This is a genomic window from Pseudomonas umsongensis, from assembly GCF_012647205.1.
Lineage (GTDB): Bacteria > Pseudomonadota > Gammaproteobacteria > Pseudomonadales > Pseudomonadaceae > Aquipseudomonas > Aquipseudomonas umsongensis.
The window spans coordinates 6,551,384-6,569,963 of sequence record NZ_CP051487.1; the positions used below are offsets into that span (position 1 = coordinate 6,551,384).

The 18,580-nt window shown below is 59.4% G+C and carries 16 protein-coding genes and 2 pseudogenes; 6 read left to right on the forward strand and 12 right to left on the reverse strand.

Annotated features, from left to right (window positions below; genetic code table 11):
• Positions 1 to 48 precede the first annotated feature (48 nt).
• Entirely contained in the window at positions 49 to 801 is a 753-nt protein-coding gene (locus HGP31_RS29735) for a DUF2059 domain-containing protein (RefSeq protein ID WP_033041950.1), read from the forward strand.
• A 119-nt stretch (positions 802 to 920) separates the two neighbouring features.
• Here the strand turns inward: HGP31_RS29735 and bipL are convergent, their stop codons facing one another.
• The gene (gene bipL, locus HGP31_RS29740) at positions 921 to 1,868 is read right to left on the reverse strand and encodes a phospholipase BipL (protein WP_168759094.1); all 948 of its coding nucleotides are present in this window, start codon (positions 1,866 to 1,868) and stop codon (positions 921 to 923) included.
• A gap of 95 nt (positions 1,869 to 1,963) precedes the next feature.
• Here bipL and HGP31_RS29745 point away from each other — a divergent pair, with 95 nt between their 5' ends.
• Both HGP31_RS29745 and HGP31_RS29750 read left to right on the forward strand, forming a co-directional pair.
• Positions 1,964 to 2,545 (forward strand): DUF6436 domain-containing protein, encoded by a 582-nt coding sequence (locus tag HGP31_RS29745; protein WP_033041952.1) that lies wholly within the window; start codon positions 1,964 to 1,966, stop codon positions 2,543 to 2,545.
• A gap of 109 nt (positions 2,546 to 2,654) precedes the next feature.
• Positions 2,655 to 5,066 carry a penicillin acylase family protein gene (locus HGP31_RS29750; RefSeq protein ID WP_168759095.1) on the forward strand — a complete coding sequence of 804 codons (2,412 nt, stop codon included), beginning with the start codon at positions 2,655 to 2,657 and terminating at the stop codon, positions 5,064 to 5,066.
• Positions 5,067 to 5,165: 99 nt separating this feature from the next.
• On the opposite strand, the gene HGP31_RS29755 is transcribed toward HGP31_RS29750, so the two are convergent.
• Complete coding sequence (locus tag HGP31_RS29755) at positions 5,166 to 6,113, reverse strand: IS110 family RNA-guided transposase (protein ID WP_168757207.1); 948 nt, start codon at positions 6,111 to 6,113, stop codon at positions 5,166 to 5,168.
• A 253-nt stretch (positions 6,114 to 6,366) separates the two neighbouring features.
• A pseudogene (locus tag HGP31_RS29760) lies at positions 6,367 to 6,519 on the reverse strand (helix-turn-helix domain-containing protein); the annotation flags it as partial.
• On the opposite strand from HGP31_RS29760, the pseudogene HGP31_RS29765 reads away from it, so the two are divergent.
• Positions 6,516 to 6,817 (forward strand): annotated as a pseudogene (locus HGP31_RS29765) (phosphohydrolase); the annotation flags it as partial. The pseudogenes HGP31_RS29760 and HGP31_RS29765 overlap by 4 nt on opposite strands.
• Positions 6,818 to 6,958: 141 nt before the next feature.
• Here the strand turns inward: HGP31_RS29765 and HGP31_RS29770 are convergent.
• From HGP31_RS29770 to HGP31_RS29805, 8 genes are all read right to left on the reverse strand, one after another.
• Positions 6,959 to 7,846, reverse strand: coding sequence for an ABC transporter permease subunit (locus tag HGP31_RS29770; RefSeq protein WP_020797304.1), 888 nt, complete (start codon positions 7,844 to 7,846; stop codon positions 6,959 to 6,961).
• Entirely contained in the window at positions 7,843 to 8,724 is an 882-nt protein-coding gene (locus HGP31_RS29775; protein WP_231989931.1) for an ABC transporter permease subunit, read from the reverse strand. Before HGP31_RS29775 ends, HGP31_RS29770 begins: the two co-directional genes overlap by 4 nt.
• Before the next feature lie 35 nt (positions 8,725 to 8,759).
• Positions 8,760 to 9,902 carry an ABC transporter ATP-binding protein gene (locus HGP31_RS29780; protein WP_020797302.1) on the reverse strand — a complete coding sequence of 381 codons (1,143 nt, stop codon included), beginning with the start codon at positions 9,900 to 9,902 and terminating at the stop codon, positions 8,760 to 8,762.
• A 72-nt stretch (positions 9,903 to 9,974) separates the two neighbouring features.
• Positions 9,975 to 11,072, reverse strand: a complete 1,098-nt coding sequence (locus tag HGP31_RS29785) for a polyamine ABC transporter substrate-binding protein (protein ID WP_033041955.1) — start codon at positions 11,070 to 11,072, stop codon at positions 9,975 to 9,977.
• A gap of 188 nt (positions 11,073 to 11,260) precedes the next feature.
• Positions 11,261 to 12,373 carry a polyamine ABC transporter substrate-binding protein gene (locus tag HGP31_RS29790; protein WP_020797300.1) on the reverse strand — a complete coding sequence of 371 codons (1,113 nt, stop codon included), beginning with the start codon at positions 12,371 to 12,373 and terminating at the stop codon, positions 11,261 to 11,263.
• A 169-nt stretch (positions 12,374 to 12,542) separates the two neighbouring features.
• Positions 12,543 to 13,907, reverse strand: coding sequence for an aspartate aminotransferase family protein (locus HGP31_RS29795; RefSeq protein WP_168759096.1), 1,365 nt, complete (start codon positions 13,905 to 13,907; stop codon positions 12,543 to 12,545).
• A gap of 59 nt (positions 13,908 to 13,966) precedes the next feature.
• A complete protein-coding gene (locus HGP31_RS29800) occupies positions 13,967 to 15,325 on the reverse strand; it encodes a glutamine synthetase family protein (RefSeq protein ID WP_008064954.1) in 1,359 nt (452 codons plus the stop codon).
• Between the two features lie 37 nt (positions 15,326 to 15,362).
• Positions 15,363 to 15,722, reverse strand: a complete 360-nt coding sequence (locus HGP31_RS29805; RefSeq protein ID WP_020797297.1) for a gamma-glutamyl-gamma-aminobutyrate hydrolase family protein — start codon at positions 15,720 to 15,722, stop codon at positions 15,363 to 15,365.
• A gap of 278 nt (positions 15,723 to 16,000) precedes the next feature.
• Here HGP31_RS29805 and HGP31_RS29810 point away from each other — a divergent pair, with 278 nt between their 5' ends.
• Positions 16,001 to 17,377: a glutamine synthetase family protein gene (locus HGP31_RS29810; RefSeq protein WP_015097275.1), complete on the forward strand. Its 1,377-nt coding sequence runs from the start codon at positions 16,001 to 16,003 to the stop codon at positions 17,375 to 17,377.
• 223 nt (positions 17,378 to 17,600) lie between these two features.
• Positions 17,601 to 18,236: a TetR/AcrR family transcriptional regulator gene (locus tag HGP31_RS29815; protein ID WP_020797296.1), complete on the forward strand. Its 636-nt coding sequence runs from the start codon at positions 17,601 to 17,603 to the stop codon at positions 18,234 to 18,236.
• Between the two features lie 118 nt (positions 18,237 to 18,354).
• Here HGP31_RS29815 and HGP31_RS29820 read toward each other — a convergent pair whose 3' ends face one another.
• A complete protein-coding gene (locus HGP31_RS29820) occupies positions 18,355 to 18,570 on the reverse strand; it encodes a TOBE domain-containing protein (RefSeq protein WP_007967989.1) in 216 nt (71 codons plus the stop codon).
• Positions 18,571 to 18,580: the final 10 nt, after the last annotated feature.

The following is an 18,580-nucleotide window of genomic DNA, read 5'->3' on the forward strand; positions in this document are numbered from 1 at the left end:
AAGACTGGATGCCACACGGAGAATAGTCGCCTGCTGACAGGAGTCCCTATGCGCCGTTTGCTTTTCTCCCTGCTGATGCTCTGTGTTATGCCCGCCTGGGCAGACGGCCACGCCCAACTGTACAAGGTCGCCGGCTGGCCAGAACAACGCGCGCATTTCAACGACGCCCTCACGGCCGCGCAACAGCGCTACCAAAGCAGCCTGCCACCGGCGGTTTTCCAGGCGCTGGTCGACAACAGCAATCAGCGTTTCGCACCCAAGGCCGTGGACCAGCGTGCCGAAGCACAGCTGCGCAAGAGCCTCGCCGATCCGAAGCCGGCGCTGGCGTTCTTTCAATCGCCACTGGGCAAGAAAATCGTCGCCGCCGAATTGCTCGCGACCCGCCGCGATCAACTGGCGAAAAATGCCAAGGGCCTGCCCAAGATGCAGGCCAGCGACAGCCGGCTGCTGATCATCGGCCACCTGGCCCAGGCCCTGCCTGCTCGCGAGGCCGGCGCGGAAGTCAGCCTGGCGATTGCCGGTGTTGCGGCCGACAGTCTCAGTTCGATGATCCCCGGCCTGCTCGGCGCCGGCCAGACCCAAAGCATGCTGAATGGGCAGCGCCAGCGCTTGATGGAACAGATCGGCAACGACCTGAACAACACGCTGCTGTACGTCTACCGCGACCTGTCGGATGAGGAGCTCGAAGAATTCGCCACATTTGCCGAGTCATCTGAAGGCAAAGCCTATTACCAGGCGGCGCTGGCGGCGATTCGGGCCGGGTTGGCGGTGGGGCAGAGTACTTCGAATCTGACCCAATAGTTTTCAGCGTCCGCTAGACCGCTTTCGCGAGCAGGCTCGCTCCCACAGTGGATCGAGCTTTCAGATAGACGCGGTCTAATGTGGGAGCGAGCCTGCTCGCGAAGAGGCCGGCAGGGTCACTAAAGATTCCGGCCCTTGATCCGCTTGGTCAAAAACCCGAAATACTCCCCGCGCAGCACCAACGTTTCATTCGCCAGATGATGCCGTGCCTCAGGCAGCATCAATACCTGCGGCCGATCGAACTTGCCCCGCAGCACCTCAAGGTTGTGCTGCCAATCCACCGTCATGTCCGCTTGCCCCTGCACAATCAGCGGTCGCCGAGGGCTGGCGGGCGCCGCTTCGACACGCTTGATCCAGCGCGCCAACGCCCCGACCCATGCCGTCGGCAATCGCAGCGGCTGCAGCGGATCGGCTTGCAAGAACGGCAAGAACTCAGGGTCGTTGGAGTTCTCGCTGAAGCGCCGGGCAATGGCTTTGACGAAAGGCCTGAGCAGGTAATAGCTCAGTTGCGACCAGCCCCACGCCCGTGGCCGCACCAGCGGCGCCAACAGGATCACCTGGCCCTGGGCCGGACTGCCCGCCCCCGCGTTGAGCACATGATCGATCACGATGGCGCCACCAGTGCTCTGGCCACATAGATGCCAGGGTTGTGGCAGCTCGAGCGATCGGGCCTCGGCAAACAAGCCTTGCAGGGTGTCCTGATACTCGGCGAAGTCCTTGATGCTCGCCCGCTCGCCACTGGAAAGCCCATGGCCCGGCAAGTCGCAGGCAATCACCGCGAAGCCTTGCTCCAGCGCCCATTCGATCACATGCCGATAGAGGCCGGTGTGGTCGTAGAACCCGTGAAAGACAAACAGCGTCGCCTTCACCTGCTCTGGCCACCAGACCTGGCTGACCACTTCGTAACCATCGACCTGAAAACAACCGAGGGCGCTGCGAACCTTACGCGAGGAAAAATCCAGTCCATAAAACCGTTGATAAGCCTGGGCCTCCGCTGACAACGGCTGCCCTTGCGCCAGCGGCCGCAGGCTGGCACGCAGATGATCGGGATCGAAGGTCACTGACATGGGCATTCCAGAGCGCGAAGCGGACTTTATAGACCTGCGATATTCATCTGTCGCGGCAAGCATGGCAAGCTAACCGACCCACAAGGAGTGACACCATGCGCTCGCACTATCGCGCCACCCTGCTCGCCAGCTTGCTCGCCCTCGTGTGCGCCGGGGTGCTGTGGGCGGCCTACGATTGGTTTCAGGGGCGCTATCTGCGGGCATTCAGCGAGCACACGGCGTTATTCTCCGGTGATCCGCTACGCCTGCCCGACCATCTCGCCGGCCCCGGCGCCATCCGACTCGTGCATTTCTGGGACCCGGCCTGCCCGTGCAACGTGGGCAATCAACAGCACCTGACCGAACTGGTCGAGCGCTATGTCCCGCACGGTGTGGAGTTCTATGCAGTGCAAAGGCCTGGCAGCCACGGCCAACTACCCGCCACGCTCAGCAGCCTGGAAACCATCGACGTCCTGCCGGGCTCCGAACAGATTCCCGCCAGCCCCGCCGTGGCGATCTGGGATCGCAATGGCAGGCTGGCGTACTTCGGGCCCTACAGTGAAGGCCTGACCTGCAATTCCAGCAACAGCTTTATCGAGCCGATCCTGCAGGCGCTGAACGAAGGCCGCGAAGTGAGTGCCACGCACACACTGGCCGTGGGGTGTTACTGCCCGTGGCCCGTCGTCCCGACGAGTTAACGCAGGCAGCAAACGAGAATCCCTCCTACGGGCGATGGGCCAAACCGGCTTGTCGTGTTAAACAGTCTCGCCAGGGAATTGCTGTCGCACATAACAATAAGGAGTCACCATGAAACGTAGCCTGACCGCGCTCGGTTTGCTGATCGTCGCGCTCGCCGTCGGCGCCGGTTGGTACGTCTACAGCAAGCAGCCATCACGCCAGGGCATGGTGGAGCTGCAGCACCTGCAAGGTTCGGTCACCGTGCGCTATGACGAGCGCGGTATCCCGCACATCCGTGCCGACAACGAAACCGACCTGTACCGTGCCCTCGGCTATGTCCATGCCCAGGATCGGTTGTTCCAGATGGAGGTTTTGCGTCGCCTTGCCCGGGGCGAACTGGCCGAGGTGCTCGGACCGAAACTGCTCGACACCGACAAGTTGATGCGAAGCCTGCGCATTCGCGAACGCGCCGAAACCTATCTGGCGAACATGGACAAGCAATCGCCCGCCTTCCTTGCCCTGCAGGCTTACCTGGACGGCATCAACCAGTACCAGGACGGTCACGCCAAACCCGTCGAGTTCGATGTGCTGGGCATAACCAAGCGCCCGTTCACGGCGCAGGACACCATCAGCATCGCCGGCTACATGGCCTACAGTTTTGCTGCGGCGTTTCGCACCGAACCACTGCTGACCTACGTGCGTGATCAATTGGGTGCCGGCTATCTGAGCGTCTTCGATCTCGACTGGCAGGCCAAGGGCGTGTTGGCGCCCCGACCCAGCGCGGCCCCGTCGCCCCTCGCCAGCACCGACTGGAAAGACCTCAACGCCCTCGCCCGCCTGAGCGAACAGGCCCTGGCCGACAATGGCTTGCCGCAGTTCGAGGGCAGCAATGCGTGGGCGGTTGCCGGCAACCGCACCAAAAGCGGCAAGCCGCTGCTGGCCGGAGACCCCCACATCCGTTTTTCCGCACCGTCGGTATGGTACGAAGCGCAGCTCTCGGCACCGGGCTTCGAGCTCTATGGCCATTACCAGGCCTTGATGCCGTTCGCTTCACTGGGCATGAACCGGGACTTCGGCTGGAGCATCACCATGTTCCAGAACGACGATCTCGACCTGATTGCCGAAAAGGTCAATCCGGACAATCCGAATCAGGTCTGGTATCGCGGCAAGTGGGTGGACATGGTCAGCAGCGAACAACAGATCGCGGTCAAGGGCCAGGCACCGGTCACCCTGACGCTGCGCCAGTCACCCCATGGCCCGATCGTCAACGACGCGCTGGGCAAGAGCGTCGGCAAAACGCCGATCGCCATGTGGTGGGGCTTTCTCGAAAGCCAGAACCCGATCATCGAAGGCTTCTACCAACTCAACCGTGCTGACACCCTGGCCAAGGCCCGTGGCGCTGCCGCCAAGGTCCAGGCTCCCGGCCTGAACATCGTCTGGGCCAATGCCAAGGGTGATATCGGCTGGTGGGCTGCAGCGCAATTGCCCAAGCGCCCGGCCGGGGTGCTGCCGTGGTTTATCCTCGATGGCAGTACCAGCGATGCCGACAAGGACGGCTTCTATCCGTTCAGCGCCAACCCGCAGGAAGAGAACCCGGCACGGGGCTATATCGTCTCGGCCAACTTCCAGCCGCTGTCGCCGACGGGAATGGAGATCCCCGGTTATTACAACCTCGCCGATCGAGGCCAGCAGCTCAATCGCCAGCTCAGCGACAAGAACGTCAAGTGGGATCTGGACAGTAGCCAGAAGCTGCAACTGGGCACCACCACCGCCTACGGCACGCGCCTGCTGGCGCCACTCCTACCGACCCTGCGCGAAGTGGTCAGCGACCCTGCAGAGCTCAAGCTGGTGGAGCAACTGGCCCAGTGGCAAGGCGACTACCCGCTGGAGTCCACCAGCGCGACGCTGTTCAACCAGCTCCTGTTCAACCTGGCTGACGCGGCGATGCATGACGAACTGGGCAATGACTTCTTCGAAACGCTGCTCTCGACCCGGGTGATCGATGCCGCCCTGCCGCGCCTGGCAGCGACGGCGGATTCACCGTGGTGGGACAACCGTAATACCCTCGGCAAGGAAACCCGCGCCGACACCGTCAAGGTCGCGTGGCTTGCCAGCATCGCCCACCTCAAGGCCACCCTGGGTGCCGATTCCTCGCAATGGCAATGGGGCAAGGCGCACACGCTGACCCATGGCCACCCGCTGGGGCAGCAAAAGCCATTGGACCGGATCTTCAATATCGGTCCGTTCGCGGCTCCGGGCACCCATGAAGTGCCGAACAACCTGTCGGCCAAGATCGGCCCGGCACCGTGGCCGGTGACGTACGGCCCATCGACCCGGCGCCTGATCGACTTCGCCGATCCGGCGCACAGTTTGACGGTCAACCCGGTCGGCCAGAGTGGCGTGCCGTTCGACAAACACTTTGACGATCAGGCTGAGGCGTATATCGAGGGGATTTACTTTCAGGCGCATCTCAATGATGAAGAGGTGACGGCGAATACGCGCAGTACGTTGAAGTTGCTGCCAGCGCGGTCCGGGCAATAGATTTTCATTGGTCGGGCTGACGTCTTCGCGAGCAGGCTCGCTCCCACATTAGAGGACACTCGGTCACCTGTGGGAGATTCTATGGTTGAGGGGAAGCCCTCAACTGGTTTTCGGTTGGTATTCACTCTGCCCCTTCAGCAGGGCGAATACGATACGAGCGAGCTTGCGAGCCAGCATCACCAGGGCTTGAGTGGTGCTGAAACCCCGATTTCTTTGTTCTTGGTAAAACCCTTTCCAGGCTTCGGTTCGACTCGCCGACATAGCCGCATTGTGCAGAAGGCGGCGGGCTTCTGGATCGCCTCGCTTGGTCAAACTCCGGCGACCATCTTTTTGCCCTGATTTTGACACCCGCAAGTCCATTCCAAGAAAGGCGATAAAGGCATCTGCGTTTCGGAAGTCTCCGCGCTGGAACGCCGTGAGCAAGCGCGCGCCAGTCAAAAATCCAACCCCTTCAACTTTCAAGCAACGCTTCAACTGCCCCAGCAAACCGGCTTCTTTCAGCTGATCGTTGATCGTCTTTTCGATCAGCGTCTCAAGCTGCTGCATGGACTTTATTTGCTCGGAAAAAGCAGCCTTCAGCAAGGGCTCATTCGACCAGCTTTGCACTAGGCCGACCCTGGCCTGGACCAAGGCCGCCCGGCGGCGAAAAAGACTCAGGAGTTGGCGATACAGCGGTGTCGGCGGCGTCCATGGGTGAAGTTCTTCATGCTCGTTCTTCAGATAGCGAGCAAGCAGTTTGGCATCCAGTGCATCGGTTTTGGCACGGACCTTCACACCTTCTCGGTAATGTTTGAGCTCATAGCCGCCCACCATGTAAATCACGCAGCCGGCCTCAAAGGCCAGGTCAGCGAACTCCAGGTGGTAGATGTTGGTGGCTTCAATAGCAATAGCCACACTCCCCGGCAAGTCCTTTAACCACTTGTTGATGCTGGTTTTGTTGTTGGGAATCTCTTCAAGCAGGTCCAGTTCGGCGTGATAAATCACCAATTCTTTCTTGGCGACATCCACGCCCACGATCGGCTTTGAAACAGAAACCGGCATTGCCATAGGTTTTCCTCCGGGATAAGGTTTTAAGCACTTGAAGGGCTCACCCAGAGGCGCAGGCTTGTTCCTATCGTCGGTCTAGGCCAGATGCATTCTTTATCGGCGCTTGGGTGAAAGGAGGAGGGGCGAACTCTCCCACAGTCTGTACTGCGTCAACAGTCAGAATCGAGCCTTGTCCCTCCTCCTCCCTTCAAGTCCTACCATACAAGCGAGCCTGCTCGCGAAGACGTCCTCAAGAACAACACAAATAAATGCCTCAAACCATCGCTGCAAAGTTCTGCCGGTACTGCTGTGGCGTCACCCCCAGCCTGCGGTTGAACACGCTGCGCATGTGCTGGGCATCGCGGAAACCGCACTGGTAAGCCACGGTCTTGAGCGGCGCGCGGGTGCTTTCCAGCATCACCCACGCCGGGCGTGCCGCAACACCTGCGGCCGACCGTGGCGCTGGTGACCGCTGGCGTTGAAATGGATGTGCTGGGCATGGACTACGCAGCGTTTCCACCGTGCAGCGTGAAGCGGTGGTGCATGCGCATCCACGGGGCGAAGGGTTCAAGGAGTGCATCATCTGCGCCTTTGCCGACGGCTTGCGCCATCGTCCGCAGACCACGTTCGGCAATGTGAAGACCGATGTCTTGATAGATCAGGAACCGGGGTTCAAGCCGATGAATTTTGTCGAAGTCATTCGCCAATCCCCTTGGGTTGCCTAAAGCAAATGTGGGAGCGGGCTTGCTCGCGAAGAGGGAGTGTCAGTCCACATATTCGTGACTGACACTCCGCTTTCGCGAGCAAGCCCGCTCCCACATTAGATTTGGGTTGGTCACAGGATTGTGGTCAACCCGATTTAAGACTCACGCCGCTTCCGGCTGCGCGCGACGCACGTCCGGTTGCTTCCACGAATCGGCAGCGCTTTCTTCGATGGCTTGCTGGATCGCACGCTTGCGCGCTTCTTCGGCGCGACGGCTGAAGAACCAGACCAGGAACGTCATCAGCGACACTGCCAGCAGGATCAGGCTGGCCACGGCGTTGATCTCGGGCTTCACGCCCAGGCGCACCGCCGAGAACACTTCCATCGGCAAGGTCGTGGAACCCGGGCCCGACACGAAGCTCGCCAACACCAGGTCATCCAGCGACAGGGCAAACGACATCATGCCGCCGGCGCCCAGGGATGGCGCGATCATCGGGATGGTGATCAGGAAGAACACCTTCCATGGCCGCGCACCGAGGTCCATGGCCGCTTCTTCGATGGACAGGTCCAGTTCACGCAAGCGCGCCGACACCACCACCGCCACATACGCCGCACAGAACGTGGTGTGGGCGATCCAGATCGTCACGATGCCACGCTCCTGCGGCCAGCCGATCATCTGTGCCATGGCCACGAACAGCAGCAACAGCGACAGACCGGTGATCACTTCCGGCATCACCAGCGGCGCGGTGACCAGGCCGCCGAACAGCGTACGGCCCTTGAAGTGGGTGATGCGGGTCAGGACGAACGCGGCTAGCGTTCCCAGTGCGACTGCCGCCACCGCCGTGTAGCAGGCGATTTCCAGCGAACGCACCACCGAGCCCATCAGTTGGGTGTTGTCCATCAGGCCGACGTACCACTTGATCGACCAGCCGCCCCACACCGTCACCAGCTTCGAGGCGTTGAAGGAGTAGATCACCAGGATCAGCATCGGCAGATAGATGAACAACAGACCCAGTACCAGCATCAGGCTGGAGAAACGGAAGCGTTTCATTCTTTACCCTCCATTTCCTTGGCCTGACTGCGGTTGAACAGGATGATCGGCACAATCAGGATCGCCAGCATCACCACTGCCAGGGCGGATGCCACCGGCCAGTCACGGTTGTTGAAGAACTCTTGCCAGAGCACTTTACCGATCATCAGGGTCTCCGGACCGCCAAGCAGTTCCGGGATCACGAACTCGCCCACCACCGGGATGAACACCAGCATGCAGCCAGCGATGATGCCGTTTTTCGACAGCGGCACGGTGATCTTCCAGAAGCTGTTGAAGGTGCTCGAACCGAGGTCCGACGCGGCTTCCAGCAGGCTGGTGTCGTGTTTCACCAGGTTGGCGTACAGCGGCAGGATCATGAACGGCAGGTACGAATACACCACACCGATGTACACGGCGAGGTTGGTGTTGAGGATCTGCAGCGGCTCACTGATCCAGCCCATGGTCATCAGGAAACCGTTGAGCAGGCCGTTGTTGCTGAGGATGCCCATCCACGCATAGACGCGGATCAGGATCGCGGTCCAGGTCGGCATCATGATCAGCAGAACCAGCACCGTTTGCAGCTCTTTGCGGGCACTGGCGATGGCGTAGGCCATCGGGTAGCCGATCAGCAGGCAGAGGATGGTGCTGAAGAGTGCCATCTTCAACGAGCCGAGGTAAGCGGCGATGTACAACTCGTCGTCGCCGAGCATCACGTAGTTGCCCAGGTTCAGCAGCACCTGCAGTTTCTGTTCGGCGTAGCTGTAGATCTCGGTGTACGGCGGGATGGCCACGTCGGCTTCGGCGAAGCTGATCTTCAGGACGATGAAGAACGGCAACATGAAGAACAGGAACAGCCAGATGAAGGGAACCCCGATGACCAGCTGGCGGCCACCGGGAATTATTCGATTGAGGCGGCGTTTGAATTTGCGCATGTTCATGAGCGAAGTACCACGCCGCTATCGTCTTCCCAATACACGTACACCTGGTCACCCCAGGTTGGTCGCTGGCCACGGCGCTCGGCGTTGGCGACGAACGACTGGACGATCTTGCCGCTCGGCAGTTCGACGTAGAACACCGAGTGACCACCGAGATAGGCGATGTCGTGCACTTTGCCGCTGGACCAGTTGTATTCACAGGTCGGCATGGTCGGGGTCACGAGCAGCTTTTCCGGACGGATCGCATAGGTCACGGATTTGTCCTGCACCGAGGTGCTGATGCCATGGCCCACATAGATCTTCCGGTCGAGGTCCTTGCAGGTGATGATCGCGTGGCCCTCGGCGTCGTCGATCACTTCACCGTCGAAGATGTTGACGTTGCCGATGAATTCGCAGACCAGGCGGCTGGTCGGGGTTTCGTAGATGTCGATCGGGCTGCCGATCTGGGCGATCCAGCCCAGGTGCATGATCGCGATGCGCTCGGCCATGGTCATGGCCTCTTCCTGGTCGTGGGTCACCATCACGCAGGTCACGCCAACGCGCTCGATGATCTCGACCAGCTCCAGCTGCATTTGCGAACGCAGTTTTTTATCCAGCGCGCCCATCGGTTCGTCGAGCAGCAGCAGCTTTGGACGCTTGGCCAGCGAACGGGCCAGGGCCACACGCTGGCGCTGGCCACCGGACAACTGATGCGGCTTGCGCTTGGCGTACTGGGTCATCTGAACCAGCTTGAGCATATCGGCCACGCGCGCATCGATCTCAGCGGCGGGCAGTTTGTCCTGCTTGAGGCCGAAGGCGATGTTCTGCGCCACGGTCATGTGCGGGAACAGGGCGTAAGACTGGAACATCATGTTGATCGGCCGCTCGTACGGCGGCATGTCAGTGATGTCCACGCCGTCGAGGAAAATCCGCCCTTCAGTCGGTCGTTCGAAGCCGGCGAGCATGCGCAGCAGGGTGGATTTGCCCGATCCCGAACCGCCGAGCAGGGCGAAAATCTCGCCTTTCTTGATTTCCAGGGACACGTCGTCCACGGCAATCGTCTCGTCGAACTTCTTCGTGACCCGGTCGATTTTGACCAGCACCTGTTTAGGTGTCTGGTCGCCCTCGAGGGCTTTCTTATAGGCGCCGGAGGCAACTGCCATTTACGAAACTCCCAACAAAAAGAGTGCAGTTCGCTCAAGGTGAGCCAACCTTGGATAGTTTGAGCCTTGAAGCTATTTACCCGACTTGACCTTGGTCCAGCTGCGGGTCATCAAACGTTGTATGTTTGGTGGTAACTCGATGGACACGTAGGTCTTGTCGAGTACCGCTTGCGGTGGATAAACCGCTTCGTCGGTGCGAATGGACTGTTCCATCAGTTTGTCCGACCCGGGGTTAGGGTTGGCGTAGCCGACGTAATCACTGACCTGGGCAATCACCTCAGGTTTCAGCAAATAGTTGATGAACGCGTGCGCTTCCTTGACGTTGGCCGAATCCTTCGGAATCGCCAGCATGTCGAACCACAGCGCACCGCCTTCCTTGGGAATCGAATAGGCGATGTCCACGCCCTTCTTCGCTTCGGCCGCGCGGTTGCGGGCCTGGAACATGTCACCGGAGAAACCGATGGCCACGCAGATATCGCCGTTGGCCAGGTCCGCGATGTATTTGGAGGAGTGGAAGTAAGTCACGTAAGGCCGAACCGCCAGCAACTTGGCTTCGGCTTTTTTGTAGTCTTCGGGGTTGGTGCTATTAGCATCCAGGCCCATGTAGTTGAGGACCGTCGGCATCATTTCATCGGCGGAATCGAGGAACGCCACGCCGCAGCTTTGCAGCTTCTTGATGTTCTCCGGCTCAAAGACCGCCGCCCAGGAATCGATCTTGTCGACGCCCAGCGCAGCCTTGACCTTTTCGGGGTTGTAACCGATGCCGTTGGTACCCCACAGGTACGGCACGGCGTACAGGTTACCCGGATCGTTTTGCTCCAGGCGCTTGAGCAGCACCGGATCGAGGTTCGAATAGTTCGGCAACTTCGATTTGTCGAGCTTCTGGAAAGCACCTGCCTTGATCTGTTTGCCGAGGAAGTGGTTGGACGGCACGACCACGTCATAACCGGTACGCCCGGCCAGCAACTTGCCTTCCAGGGTTTCGTTGGAATCGAATACGTCATAAACCGGTTTGATACCGGTCTCTTTCTGGAAGTCGGCCAGGGTGGTCTCGCCGATGTAATCCGACCAGTTATAAATATGCACGGTGCCGGCAGCCTGAACATTGACGGCAAGCGTCAACCCGGCAGCGACCAGCATGGCATTGCGCAACAAAGAAAAAATAGGCAAGTGGAGGTCCTCTAAAATGAGTTGGGCTCAAGTTGCCCCGCGTTACATGACAGCCATGGCTGCCTTACAACAAAACCGGCGCGCAACTTACCCTCGAAAAACCGTTCCAGCAAAACTTTCTGTCATTTAATTGATCCTGTTGTTGCCGCCGCGCAGGTGGCAACAACAGGTTGTTGCATCAAACCGGCTTATTTACCGGATTTGATCTTGGTCCAGCTGCGAGTCAGGATCCGCTGGGTCGCGGCCGGCAAGTCGGCAATCGCGTACAGCTTGGCCAGCACGTCCGCTGGCGGGTAGATGCCTGGGTCGGCGGTGATTTCTTTATCAACCAATGGCGTGGCGGCCGCGTTACCGTTCGGGAAACGCACGGCGTTGGTGATTTCAGCCATGATTTCCGGCTTCTGCAGGAAGGTCATGAACTTGTAGGCGCCTTCGACGTTTTCGGCATCTTTAGGGATGGCGACCATGTCGTAGAAGCTGCCAGCACCTTCTTTTGGAATGTTGTAGCTGACTTTCACTTTGTCACCGGCTTCAGCGGCACGCGCCTTGGCCTGGTAGATGTCGCCCGAGTAACCCACGGCCACGCAGATGTTGCCGTTGGCCAGGTCGGAAATGTACTTGGACGAGTGGAAGTAGCCTACCGAAGGACGAATTTTCAGGAACAGTGCTTCGGCTTCGGCCAGTTGTTTCTTGTCCTGGCTGTCGGTTGGATAGCCCAGGTAATGCAACGCCACCGGAATCATCTCGGTAGGCGAATCGAGGAAACTGATACCGCACGACTTCAACTTGGCGGCGTTTTCCGGTTTGAACAGCAGATCCCAGGAATTGGTCGGCGCGTCGGCGCCCAGTGCAGCCTTGACCTTCTCGGCGTTGAAGCCGATGCCGATCGAACCCCACATGTAAGGGAAGGCGTGCTCGTTACCCGGGTCGCTCACCGATACCGCCTTGAGCAAGTCGGTGTTCAGGTTTTTCCAGTTTGGCAGCTTGGACTTGTCCAGCTTCTGGTAGACGCCAGCCTTGATCTGCTTGGCCAGGAAGTTGTTCGACGGTACGACGATGTCATAACCGGACTTGCCTGCCAGCAACTTGGCTTCGAGGGTTTCATTACTGTCGAAGACGTCGTAGACCACTTTGATCCCAGACTCGTCTTCAAACTTCTTGATCGTGTCCGGAGCGATGTAGTCGGACCAGTTATAGACGTGCAACACCTTGTCGTCCGCCTGGACCGCACCCGCCATAATGCCCATCAGGGACATGGCGAGGAGAGTCTTGCCAGCAAGCTTTTTTCCTAATGCCTTCATGCGTAATGCTCCAAATTTTTCTTTTTTGAACCACTTTGTTCAGCGGCCGAACCCGGACAACTGGAACCGCGGCTAGTCTGGCAAGATCCGAGGCGGTCTTTCAAGGAAAGGCCAACGTTTCTGACAGCTCTGAGCGAAAGTTTCATGACTCCCGCTCAGAGCCTAGCACTTAGGCCTGCAACGCACTCAGGGTCAGGTCAAGGCACTTGCGTGCCTTGGTCACCAACTCATCGATTTCCGCAGGCGAGATCACCAGCGGTGGCGCGATGATCATGGTGTCCCCCACGGCACGCATGATCAGCCCGTTATCGAAGCAGAACTGCCGGCAGATCATGCCGGCGCCCTTGCCTTCATAACGCTTGCGAGTAGCTTTGTCCTGAACCAGTTCGATTGCCCCCAACAGGCCTACCCCACGAACTTCGCCCACCAATGGGTGATCGTTCAGTTCGCGCAGACGTTTCTGCAAATACGGTGCCGTTTCTGCCTTGACGCGCTCGACAATTTTTTCGTCGCGCAGGATACGGATGTTTTCCAGGCCTACAGCCGCCGCCACCGGGTGCCCGGAGTAGGTGAAACCGTGGTTGAAATCGCCGCCTTCGTTGAGCACTTCGACCACTTCATCGCGCACGATCAGGCCACCCATGGGGATATAGCCGGAGGTCAGGCCTTTGGCGATGGTCATCATGTCCGGCTTGAGGTCGTAGAAGTCGCTGCCGAACCACTCACCGGTACGGCCGAAGCCGCAGATCACTTCGTCGGCCACGAACAGGATGTCGTACTTGGCGAGGATTTCCTTGATGCGCGGCCAGTAGGTGTCTGGCGGAATGATCACGCCGCCGGCGCCCTGGATTGGCTCGGCAATAAATGCACCGACGTTGTCCACGCCGACTTCCAGAATCTTCTCTTCCAACTGATTGGCAGCCCAGATCCCGAACTCTTCCGGGGTCATGTCGCCGCCTTCGGCGAACCAGTATGGCTGGGCGATGTGGACGATGCCCGGAATCGGCAAGTCGCCCTGTTCGTGCATGTAGGTCATGCCGCCCAGGCTCGCGCCGGCCACGGTGGAACCGTGATAGCCATTCTTGCGGCTGATGATGACCTTTTTCTTCGGCTGGCCCTTGATTGCCCAATAGTGACGAACCATTCGCAGCATGGTGTCGTTGCCTTCAGAGCCGGAACCGGTGAAGAACACGTGGTTCATGCCTTCTGGCGCGACATCGGCGATGGCCTTGGCCAGCTCCAGCACCGGCGGGTGAGCGGTCTGGAAGAACAGGTTGTAGTAGGGCAGCTCGCGCATCTGCTTGCTGGCGGCGTCCGCCAGTTCATCGCGACCGTAACCAATGGCTACGCACCATAGGCCGGCCATGCCGTCGAGGATCTTGTTGCCTTCGCTGTCCCACAGGTAGACGCCCTTGGCGTTGGTGATGATCCGCGGGCCTTTCTCTTTCAGCTGCTTGAAGTCGCTGAACGGGGCCAGGTGGTGATCGCTGCTCAGGGTTTGCCATTCACGGGTTTGCGGGTTGTTGCTGGTCATACCAATCTCCTAAAAATTCCAGGTGAGAGCGCCACCCGACAACGGCGGCGCACGGCGCGTCAGACGGCAAAAAGCAGGAATTCCCGTTCCCACGAACTGATCACGCGCTTGAAGTTTTCATGCTCGGCCCGCTTGACCGCGACGTAGCCAGTGATGAAAGTTTTGCCCAGGTAGCGCTCGATGGTTGCGCTGTTTTCCATACGCTCGAGCGCGTCTTCGATGGTCAGTGGCAGGCGCAGGTTGCGGCGCTCATAACCACGACCCACCACCGGTGCGCTCGGGTTCAGGCCTTCGACCATGCCGATGTAGCCACACAGCAGGCTCGCGGCAATGGCCAGGTACGGGTTGGCATCGGCACCCGGCAGGCGGTTTTCCACACGCCGGTTTTGCGGCCCGGCATCCGGTACACGCAGGCCCACGGTGCGGTTCTCTTCGCCCCATTCCACGTTTACCGGTGCCGAGGTGTCCGGCAGGAAGCGGCGGAACGAGTTGACGTTGGGGGCGAACAGCGGCAGCAACTCGGGAATCAGTTTCTGCAGGCCACCGATGTGCTGCAGGAACAGCTCGCTCATGGTCCCGTCTTCATTGGAGAAGATGTTCTTGCCGGTCTCGATGTCGATGATGCTCTGGTGCAAGTGCATGGCACTGCCAGGCTCGCCGGTCATCGGCTTGGCCATGAAGGTAGCTGCCACGTCGTGCTTGAGGGCGGCTTCGCGCATGGTGCGCTTGAACACCAGGATCTGGTCGGCCAGGGACAGGGCATCGCCATGACGGAAGTTGATTTCCATCTGCGCCGTGCCGTCTTCGTGGATCAGCGTGTCGAGGTCCAGTTCCTGCAATTCGCACCAGTCATAGACGTCCTCGAACAATGGATCGAATTCGTTCGCCGCCTCGATGGAGAACGACTGGCGACCGATTTCCGGACGCCCGGAGCGGCCGATCGGCGGCTGCAACGGATAATCCGGGTCGTCGCTGCGCTTGGTCAGGTAGAACTCCATTTCCGGCGCCACGATCGGCTGCCAGCCTTTGTCGGCATAGAGTTTCAGGACCTTCTTGAGCACGTTGCGCGGCGACAGCTCAATCGGGTTGCCCTGCTTGTCATAGGTATCGTGGATGACGATGGCGGTCGGTTCGATGGCCCATGGCACCGGAAACACCGCGTTCTGGTCGGGACGGCAGATCATGTCGATGTCGGCCGGGTCGAGCAGCTCGTAATAGATGTCGTCTTCGACGTAATCGCCGGTCACGGTCTGCAGCAGCACACTTTCTGGCAGACGCATGCCTTTTTCGGCGATGAATTTGTTGGTCGGCGAAATCTTGCCCCGGGTAATCCCGGTCAAGTCGGCGATCATGCATTCGACTTCTGTGATCTTGTGGTCTTTCAACCAATCGGTGAGCTGGTCGAGGTTGTTACTCATAAATGCCTCTAGGCTTTGAGTTTCCTGACGCTTGAGGTCAGGCGATAGTTGACGCATCGGCGTCGCGTTGAAATGCAAGTTTGCGCCAGGCTATCGTGCTTGTGTGTACTTCTGCACATACCAGGCGTGCAGAATCACGAGCGGTGCCCTGCACAAAGGCCGAGCCGCTATTGTGAATCGGTTCTATATTGAATGGAGTAACCGTAATGGGTGTGCCGTCGAGACCGTCCAGAATATCGGACAGAGACGGTTGATCCGCCAGGGACGGGAAGATCACCGACAGGCCAGGAGCCGGTGCGGCCTTGGCGCTGACGCAGATGTCGCCACTGATGTGATAAGCATTCAGACCGGTCTGCGAAGAGCAGGCGGTGACGCCGATTATCGGCAGGCGATACATGAAGCACCCCGGTATTATTGCTGTTATGGGTTTGATTCGAGCTTAGCCTTGTTCATTTTTTTACACAACACCCCCGTAAAAAATACAACACGGCCCGCTCAAGCCTGCGGGCGTCAAACGGCCACGGGGGATGAAAACGCCCCAAAGAGCCTCAAAAAAGCCATGTGAGCGCTTTTTTAGGGCAAAAAAGGCCTCGCTTGACTTCGGCATGCCGTTCGGGTTGACTGGAATCCGAAAAGATCAATGATTGATATTTTTAACAACAAAGGTGTTGCATCATGTCGGTACCCCCGCGTGCCGTTCAGCTTAACGAAGCGAACGCGTTCCTTAAGGAACATCCTGAGGTTCTGTACGTTGACCTTCTGATTGCGGATATGAATGGTGTGGTGCGCGGCAAGCGCATCGAACGCACCAGCCTCCACAAGGTTTACGAGAAAGGCATCAACCTGCCGGCCTCCCTATTTGCTCTGGATATCAATGGCTCTACGGTGGAAAGCACCGGCCTGGGCCTGGACATCGGTGATGCTGACCGAATCTGCTATCCAATCCCCGATACCCTGTGCAACGAGCCATGGCAGAAGCGCCCGACCGCGCAACTGCTGATGACCATGCACGAACTCGAAGGCGAGCCATTCTTCGCCGACCCGCGCGAAGTGCTGGCCAACGTCGTGCGCAAGTTCGACGAAATGGGCCTGACCATCTGCGCCGCGTTCGAACTGGAGTTCTACCTGATCGACCAGGAGAACGTGAACGGCCGTCCGCAACCGCCTCGCTCGCCGGTTTCCGGTAAACGCCCGCACTCGACACAGGTCTACCTGATCGACGACCTCGACGAATACGTCGACTGTCTCCAGGACATTCTGGAAGGCGCCAAAGAGCAAGGCATCCCTGCCGACGCCATCGTCAAGGAAAGTGCCCCGGCGCAGTTCGAAGTGAACCTGCACCACGTGGCCGACCCGATCAAGGCCTGCGACTACGCAGTGCTGCTCAAGCGCCTGATCAAGAACATCGCCTACGACCATGAAATGGACACCACCTTCATGGCCAAGCCTTACCCGGGCCAGGCGGGCAACGGTCTGCACGTGCACATTTCGATTCTCGACAAAGACGGCAAGAATATTTTTGCCAGTGAGGATCCCGAGCAGAACGCCGCGCTGCGTCACGCGATCGGCGGTGTGCTCGAGACCCTACCGGCGCAGATGGCTTTCCTCTGCCCGAACGTCAACTCCTACCGTCGTTTCGGCGCGCAGTTCTATGTGCCGAACTCGCCGTGCTGGGGCCTGGACAACCGCACCGTAGCGATTCGCGTACCGACCGGCTCCGCCGATGCCGTACGTATCGAACACCGCGTGGCCGGTGCCGATGCCAACCCGTACCTGCTGATGGCTTCGGTCCTGGCAGGCGTGCACCACGGCCTGGTCAACAAGATCGAGCCAGGTGCCCCGGTGGAAGGCAACAGCTACGAGCAGAACGAGCAGAGCCTGCCAAACAACTTGCGTGATGCGTTGCGCGAGCTGGACGACAGCGAAGTCATGGCCAAGTACATCGATCCGAAATACATCGATATCTTCGTGGCCTGTAAAGAGAGCGAGCTGGAGGAGTTCGAACACTCCATCTCCGACCTCGAGTACAACTGGTACCTGCATACCGTGTAAGTGGTTGCAGTGAACAAGAAGCGCCGCCGGCCTCACAGCCAGCGGCGTTTTTTTATGGCCCTGCGGCGGTTCGCGAGCAGGCTCGCTCCCACAGTAAATTTCAGTGAACATCATTTTCGTGAACACAGGCAATCCTTGTGGGAGCGACTTGCTCGCGAAGGCGTCCAGGCAGACAACATCAAACCCTGCTCGTACAATGCCCCCTGCCCCGCAGGAGACTCCAATGACGCGCACCGCCACCGTTCGCAAACCCCGTGCACGCAGCCAGGCCCGGATCGATTCGATACTCGATGCCGCCCGCACGCTGCTGGCCGCCGAGGGCGTGGCCAGTCTGTCGATCTACAGTGTCGCCGAACGCGCACAAATCCCGCCCTCCTCCGTCTACCACTTCTTCGCCAGCGTCCCGTCCCTGCTGGAGGCGCTGACGGCCGACGTCCACGCGGCCTTCCGCGCCTGCCTGCAGGCACCTATCGACCATGACGCTTTAAGTGGTTGGCGTGACCTGTCGCGACTGGTCGAGCAACGGATGCTTGAGATCTACAGCGAAGACGCCGCGGCCCGCCAATTGATTCTGGCCCAGCACGGCCTGACCGAAGTCACCCAGGCCGACCGCCAGCACGACATTGAGTTGGGCGACCTGATGCACAAGTTGTTCGATCACCATTTCGAGCTGCCAAGGTTGCCGGACGATGTCGATGTGTTTGCCTTGGCCATGGAGCTCGGGGACCGGGTTTATGCGCGCTCGGTGCAGCAACACGGGCAGATCACGCCGCGCATGGCTGAGGAAGGGATGCGGGTGTTCGATGCGTATCTGGGGCTGTACTTGCCGCCGTACCTGCCCAAGCGCTCCGCACGCTGATCGTTCCCACGCTCTGCGTGGGAATGCAGCCCGGGACGCTCTGCGTCCCCAAAGGCCGAACGCGGAGCGTCCGTTGAGGCATTCCCACGCAGAGCGTGGGAACGATCACACGTACGACTCACAATTTGGCGATCGACACCTCGGTGGATTTCACGAACGCGATCACTTCGCTGCCCACCGCCAGTTCCAGCTCTTTCACCGAACGCGTGGTGATCACCGACGTGACGATGCCGGAAGCGGTCTGCACATCGATTTCCGACAGCACGTCACCGAGTACGATTTCCTTGATGGAGCCTTTGAACTGGTTGCGAACGTTGATGGCCTTGATAGTCATGATGTTGATT